Raw genomic sequence first — 6,240 nt, 5'->3', positions numbered from 1 at the left:
AGTAAACGAGAAAGCCCTGATTCATCGAGAATCAGGGCTTTCCGTTGGAGGCGTGAACCAGATTTGAACTGGTGAATAAAGGTTTTGCAGACCTTTGCCTTACCACTTGGCTATCACGCCATGGAAAGGTATTGGAGCGGTAGACGAGACTCGGACGCGCGGACTTGCATGTAAGGCCCACACATCATGCCCGAAAACCAGTGGAGCGGTAGACGAGACTCGGACTCGCGACCTCCACCTTGGCAAGGTGGCGCTCTACCAACTGAGCTACTACCGCAGATTGCGCACCGCGCGAAACGGTGCTGGTGCCTTGGGGCGGAATCGAACCACCGACACGTAGATTTTCAGTCTACTGCTCTACCATCTGAGCTACCAAGGCAGATTGGCGATCCGGAAGGGGCTCGAACCCTCGACCTCCAGCGTGACAGGCTGGCATTCTAACCAACTGAACTACCGGACCGCGATGAACTTGGTGGGAACAACAGGGCTCGAACCTGTGACCCCTTGCGTGTAAAGCAAGTGCTCTACCAGCTGAGCTATGCTCCCATTGTTCCGGGGCGTCGCGTGCGACAGGTTATATGTTACTGGATTCATACCCGATTGTCAAGTGCTTTTGAAACTTTTCATCGTTCCGGATCGTTAAATAATGGGTATAGGGCATGCTCTGCGGCGACGGCCGCATCCAGAACGCGCATCACCTGGTAAGCCTCGATAAGCGTGGGCGCGTCGCTGTCCCTGCCCTCGAGATGATCGAGCAGCGCCTCGAACTGACGCACGTAGGTATCCTCCGCGCGGTATTGGATCGCAAGCGGCTCGTAACGTCCGTCGCCGCGGCCCACGTATACGCCGGGCTTTTCAAGCCCGCAGTCGAACAGATGTACCCGAACCGCCCCCCGCTCAAAGCCCAGCAGCAGCGAGCTTGCGTGCGGCGAAGGCAGCCCCGTGCACACCGCCACATACCCGACGCCGCCGGCGTCGCCCAGCAGCTGATAGCCGCTGTCGAGCGCCGTACCCGACGCGCGCCGCTCCACCCGCGCGCTGAGCGCGCTCGTCGCGGCGCCGGCCAGATGGTGGATGCGGTCGATCTGATGCGCGCCGTGCGTCAGCAGCATGCCGCCGCCGGCCTGGGCAGGATCGAAATACCAGGCCGGCCGTTGCTCGTGAAAATAATGGAAGTTCAGCACGTCGGTCACGCTGACCAGCGCGCCCAGCTCGTCCGCTCCGCCCTGGCGCAGAAAGTCCCGCAACGCCCGCATCGGGGCCAGGTAGCGCTGCGTATGGCATACCGCCGCGCGCACGCCGTGCCGCTTCGCCGCCTCGATCATCACCCGCGCGTCGGCCGCGTCTGCGGCCAGCGGCTTTTCCACCATCACGTGCAGGCCGCGCTCGGCGCACGCGCAGAACTGCCCGGCGTGCTGGCCGTGCGGCGTCTCGATCAGCACCGCATCCAGCCTTTCCCGATCGAGCATCGCCCGATAATCGGCGTAGACCGGCGCCTCCAGCCCCCATTGGCTTTTCAGCCGCTCGGCCTTTTCGACCGTGCGGTTGCACAGCGCCGCGATCCGCACCCGTCCGGTGCGCAGCAACGCCGGCACGTTCTCCTCGGCGATCCGCCCCGTCCCGATTATGCCAATTCGCATGGTACCTCCCGCTCGGCGATCCGCCCGCCCTCGATCGACAGCGCCAGCCGCTTGTCAAACTGCCCGGAAATAACCGGGAAATCGCTGCGGTAGTGGCTGCCCCGGCTTTCCTTGCGCCAGCGCGCCGCGCGCAGCAGCACCTCCGCCACCGTCAGCAGGTGCGCCGTCTTGGCCGCCGCCTTGACCCGGCGCGCGTCGGCCATTTCGCCGAGCGGATCAAACGCGGCCCTCCACTCGGTCACCCGACCAAGCGCGCGCAAAAGAGGCGCCTCCTCGCGCACCACGTTCGCGTGAAACCACATCAGCCGCCTGAGCGGCGGGAGGATGTCGTCCGGCTTAAGCCGTGCATTCGGCCGCCGGCCATAATGCGCCTCGAGCGAGGAGCGCGCTTCGTCGGCGGGCAGCTTTGCGAGGCCGTGCCCCTGCGCGTACCGCACGGCCGCCGTCGCCGCGATCTCGCCAAACACCAGGCAGCTGCCGGTCGAATTCCCACCCTGGCGGTCGGCGCCGTGGATGCCGCCGGTCACCTCGCCACAGGCGAGCAGCCCCTTCACGGCCGTCTGACAGTCCCCGTCGATCCACACGCCACCGTTGGCCGCATGATAAAACGGCGCGATGCGGATGTCGTCCTCCACGATGTCCACGCCCCGCCTCTCGCTGAGCCAGCGCACGTAGTCGGTCAGGAAGGTGAAGCGCACCTCGCGAATCTCGGGCACATAGCGCAGCCGGAAGCCTCGATCGGCCCCCGCCTGCAGGATCTCCTCCATCATCGCGATGTCAAACCACTTGGAAATGCCCCGGCTGGTGAACGGCCCGTGCGTCGCGCGCTCGCGGATGCAGGCGACCCGGTCGGCCTCCTCGCTCAGGTAGGGCGACAGCAGGTCGCGCCCGTCGTCGGTGCGCATGCGCGCGGCATAGGGCAGCGCCGTCTCTCGAAACACCGTCTTGTACGCCAGACTCAGGAAGCCGGGGATGAACTGAAGGAATTCCATGTTAATCAGCTGCGCCCCGGCCGCCAGCGCCAGCGCCTGGCCGTCGCCGCTGACGTCGGGCGTATTCAGGCTATGCTCGAACAGATCGCCAAATCCGCCCGTCGCCAGCACCGCGCTCTTGCAGGCGATCGAAAACAACCCGTCCGGACCGGACGCGGTGACCCCCGCCAGCGCGCCGTCACGCACAATCAGGTCGACGGCGAATGTACATTCGCGCACCGTGACGTTTGGCATGCTTGCGAGCAATGCCCGCGCCCGCGTCCGAATGGCGTTCCAGTCCGACCAGCACCAGGTGGGGCGCGCCGTCCGGGCAAAGCAGGCGGGCTTGGGGTCGGTCAGCCGCGGCTCGATCCCGAGCTCGGGCATGCGGCGAACCGCCTCGCCGATGCGCGCGACATACAGCCGGTTCATGGCGGGGCTGCCCATCTTGAGCGATGTGTCGTCGATTTCACGCAAAAAGCGCGCGTCGCCCTCGGGCGTGCCGTCGCTCGACTGGCAGGCCACCATCTCCATCATGGGGTAAAAGCTCGATCCGGTACACAGATGATCCTTGACCAGCACGTCGACGCGCAGGCCGCTGTGCGCCGCTGTCACGGCGGCGCGCAGCGCGGCCAGCCCGCCTCCGACGATCACGATGTCGACGTCGCGCGTCCACCCGATCGTCATAAGGCGTTCAGGAAGTCGACTTCCGCCCCCGCCATCTGCGCCTTGAGCAACTCAAACCGCGCGCGCATGGCCGCCGCCTGGGCGGCGTCGTAGCGGGTGAACGGGCGGCGCGACACGCCGGCGTCCACGCCCATGAACGTAAGGCAGAGCTTAAGGGCCGGCATCAGGTCGTATTCGAGCAGCGCGAAGATCACCCGATTGGCCACCAACTGCAACCGCTCCATGTCGCGCGCGCGCCCCTCGGCGTGGGCGGCGCACAGCTTCACCAGCACGTCGGCGATCAGGTTGTAGGTCGAGCCGATCAGCCCGTCCGCGCCAAAGGTCAGGCCGCTCGCGGCCATCTCGTCCGCGCCCGAGTAGATCATGAAGTCCTCGCCCAGCGCCTGCTTGATCCGGGGCAGGTCGTAGTGGGTGGCGGCCGTATACTTGATGCCATCGACGCCGTCGATAGCACCCAGCCGCCGAATCATGTCAAAGCTCACCAGCCCCGCCAGCGCGATGTTGTACACGATCATCGGAAGGCCCGACGCCTGCACCAGATCGGCATAATAGCCGGCGATCCCGTCGTCGCTGAACTTCCAGTAGATCGGCGGAACCGACGAAATCGCGTCGGCGCCCGCCGCGGCGGCGTGGCGCGCCAGGTCTGCGCTCGCGCGCGTGCTGATCGCGCCCACATGCACGATCACCGGCACCCGCCCCCGCACCTCGTCGATCACCGCCTCGACAGCCGCCATGCGCTCCTCGGACGTCATCATGAAGCCCTCGCCGGTGCTGCCGGTCAGGTAGAGGCCGCCGATGTCGTAGCGAAGCAGATGCCGCGTCAGCGCGCGCATCTTGGCTTCGCTCAGCCGCTCGTCCTCGTCAAACACGGTGAGCATCGCCGGGATCACGCCCCGGATCTGGTCAAGGCTAAACTTGCTCATTGAAAGATTCCTCCGCGTCGTTTTTCAGATGGCAGGCCACAAAGTGTTCCCGTCCGCCCGCCAGGTACCGCGTAAGCGCGGGCCGCCGGGCACGACACACCTCCATGCAGTCGGGACAGCGCGGATGGAACGCGCAGCCGTCGGGCGGGTCGACGGGGCTGGGCACGTCGCCCTGGAGCACGATTCGCTTCGACCGGCGCTCAAGGTCGGCGACCGGGATGGCCGACAGCAGCGCCTGCGTGTAGGGGTGCAGCGCGTTTTTGTACAGATCCCCGGCGTCCGCCAGTTCCACCACCCGTCCGAGGTACATCACCGCGATGCGGTCCGCCATGTACTCCACTACGCTCAGGTCGTGGGTGATGAACAGGTAGGTCAGGCCGCGCTCCGCCTTGAGCCGCTCGAGCAGCGCCAGCACCTGCGCCTGGATCGACACGTCGAGCGCGCTCACACACTCGTCGCATACGATCAGTTCCGGATCGACCAGCAGCGCCCGCGCGATGCCGATCCTCTGGCGCTGCCCGCCGGAAAACTCGTGCGGATAGCGGTCCATGTAAGCGCCGCGCAGGTTGACCGCCTCCAGCAGCTCGCCGACGCGCCGCCTGCGCTCGGCCTTCGAGCGGACGCCGAAGCGGCGGAGCGAATCCTCGAGCGAGCCGAATATGGTGAAGGCCGGGTTCAGCGACGAATAGGGATCCTGAAACACGATCTGCATCTTTTCGCGCGCCTTGAGCATCTCCCGCTCGGTAAGCTTCATCAAATCCCGCGGCTCGCCGTCAAAATCGTAGAGGATTTCGCCTTCCGCGCCCGGCGTCAGCCGGAGGATCGACTTGCCGAGCGTGGTCTTGCCGCAGCCGCTCTCCCCCACCAGGCCGAGCGTTTCGCCGCGGTAGATGGTCAGCGATACGTCGTTGACCGCCTTGACATGGCCCGCGACCCGGCGGAATACGCCCTTGCGTACCGGGAAGAAGGTCTTGAGGCGCTTGATTTGCACGAGCGCACGGCCGCTTCCCCTATCCATCGCCCATCACCTCCTCGAGCCGAAAACAGCGCGCCCGATGCCCGCCGGGCAAATCCCGCGCGTCCGGCATGGCGCATCCGCAGGCCTCCGCCGCATAGTCGCAACGGGGCGCGAACTGACAGCCCGGCGGCCGGTCATGCGGGTCGGGCGTCGAGCCGCGGATGGGCTCGAGGCGCTGCGCCCGACCCCGCCCGATCACCGGGATCGACTTGAGCAGCGCGCGGGTATAGGGATGGGCGGGCCGCCCGAGCACCCGGTCGACCGGCCCCTCCTCGACGACCGAGCCCATGTACATCACCGCCACGTCGTCGGCCAGCTCGGTCACCACGCCCATGTCGTGGGTGATGAGCATCACGCCTGCGCCGCTCTCGCGCTTGAGCCGCTCTATGAGCTCGAAGATTTGCGCCTGCACGGTGACGTCGAGCGCCGTGGTGGGCTCGTCGGCGATCAGCACGCGGGGATTACAGGCCATCGCCATCGCGATCATCGCGCGCTGGCGCATGCCGCCGGAAAACTGGTGCGGGTATTCGCGCGCGCGCTGCTCGGGCAGCGGGATGTCCATGCTGCGCAGCAGCGCAACCGCGCGCTCGTGCGCCTGCGACCGTGTGAGTCTCTCGTGCGTCAGCAGGTTTTCGGCGATCTGATAGCCCACGCTGTACACCGGGTTGAGCGCGGTCATCGGATCCTGAAAGATCATGGCGATGTCCTTGCCGCGCAGTTGGCGCATGGCCTCGCCGTCCCGCTCGAGCCGGTCGATGCGCACGTCGCCGCCCGGCCCGTGGTAGGTGATCGAGCCGCGCTCAATGCGGGAAAGGTCGGGCAAGAGGCGCATGATGGCGCCGGCGGTCACGCTCTTGCCGCAGCCGCTCTCGCCCACGACGCACAGCGTCTGCCCGCCGTACACCCGTAGCGACACGTCGCGCACCGCGTTGTTTGGCCGGTTGCCGGTATAAAAGCTCACGCTCAGGCTGTCCACACTGAGCACGGGCACACCCTTCATC

General features: G+C 66.4%; 5 protein-coding genes and 5 tRNA genes. All 10 read right to left on the bottom strand.

Annotation, left to right across the window (positions count from 1 at the left end; genetic code table 11):
* Positions 1–45: 45 nt before the first annotated feature.
* A tRNA-Cys gene (locus ACH6CV_RS07380) sits at positions 46–120 on the bottom strand.
* 81 nt (positions 121–201) lie between these two features.
* Positions 202–277 (bottom strand) — tRNA-Gly (locus tag ACH6CV_RS07375).
* Positions 278–303: 26 nt separating this feature from the next.
* Positions 304–379, bottom strand: a tRNA-Phe gene (locus ACH6CV_RS07370).
* A 4-nt stretch (positions 380–383) separates the two neighbouring features.
* Positions 384–460, bottom strand: a tRNA-Asp gene (locus ACH6CV_RS07365).
* A 10-nt stretch (positions 461–470) separates the two neighbouring features.
* Positions 471–546 (bottom strand) — tRNA-Val (locus ACH6CV_RS07360).
* 77 nt (positions 547–623) lie between these two features.
* Positions 624–1,640, bottom strand: a complete 1,017-nt coding sequence (locus tag ACH6CV_RS07355; RefSeq protein WP_456357533.1) for a Gfo/Idh/MocA family protein — start codon at positions 1,638–1,640, stop codon at positions 624–626.
* Positions 1,625–3,298, bottom strand: coding sequence for an FAD-binding protein (locus ACH6CV_RS07350; protein WP_456357532.1), 1,674 nt, complete (start codon positions 3,296–3,298; stop codon positions 1,625–1,627). Before ACH6CV_RS07350 ends, ACH6CV_RS07355 begins: the two co-directional genes overlap by 16 nt.
* Positions 3,295–4,221 carry a dihydrodipicolinate synthase family protein gene (locus ACH6CV_RS07345; RefSeq protein ID WP_456357531.1) on the bottom strand — a complete coding sequence of 309 codons (927 nt, stop codon included), beginning with the start codon at positions 4,219–4,221 and terminating at the stop codon, positions 3,295–3,297. Before ACH6CV_RS07345 ends, ACH6CV_RS07350 begins: the two co-directional genes overlap by 4 nt.
* Positions 4,208–5,239, bottom strand: a complete 1,032-nt coding sequence (locus ACH6CV_RS07340) for an ABC transporter ATP-binding protein (RefSeq protein WP_456357530.1) — start codon at positions 5,237–5,239, stop codon at positions 4,208–4,210. Before ACH6CV_RS07340 ends, ACH6CV_RS07345 begins: the two co-directional genes overlap by 14 nt.
* Positions 5,232–6,239: an ABC transporter ATP-binding protein gene (locus tag ACH6CV_RS07335; RefSeq protein WP_456357529.1), complete on the bottom strand. Its 1,008-nt coding sequence runs from the start codon at positions 6,237–6,239 to the stop codon at positions 5,232–5,234. The genes ACH6CV_RS07340 and ACH6CV_RS07335 overlap by 8 nt, the downstream gene beginning before the upstream one ends.
* Between the last annotated feature and the right edge of the window lies 1 nt (position 6,240).

The organism is Anaerozeibacter quisquiliarum (assembly GCF_051162045.1).
Classification (GTDB): Bacteria; Bacillota; Clostridia; order Christensenellales; family Aristaeellaceae; genus Anaerozeibacter; species Anaerozeibacter quisquiliarum.
This window is presented reverse-complemented; position numbering and strand designations above follow the sequence as displayed.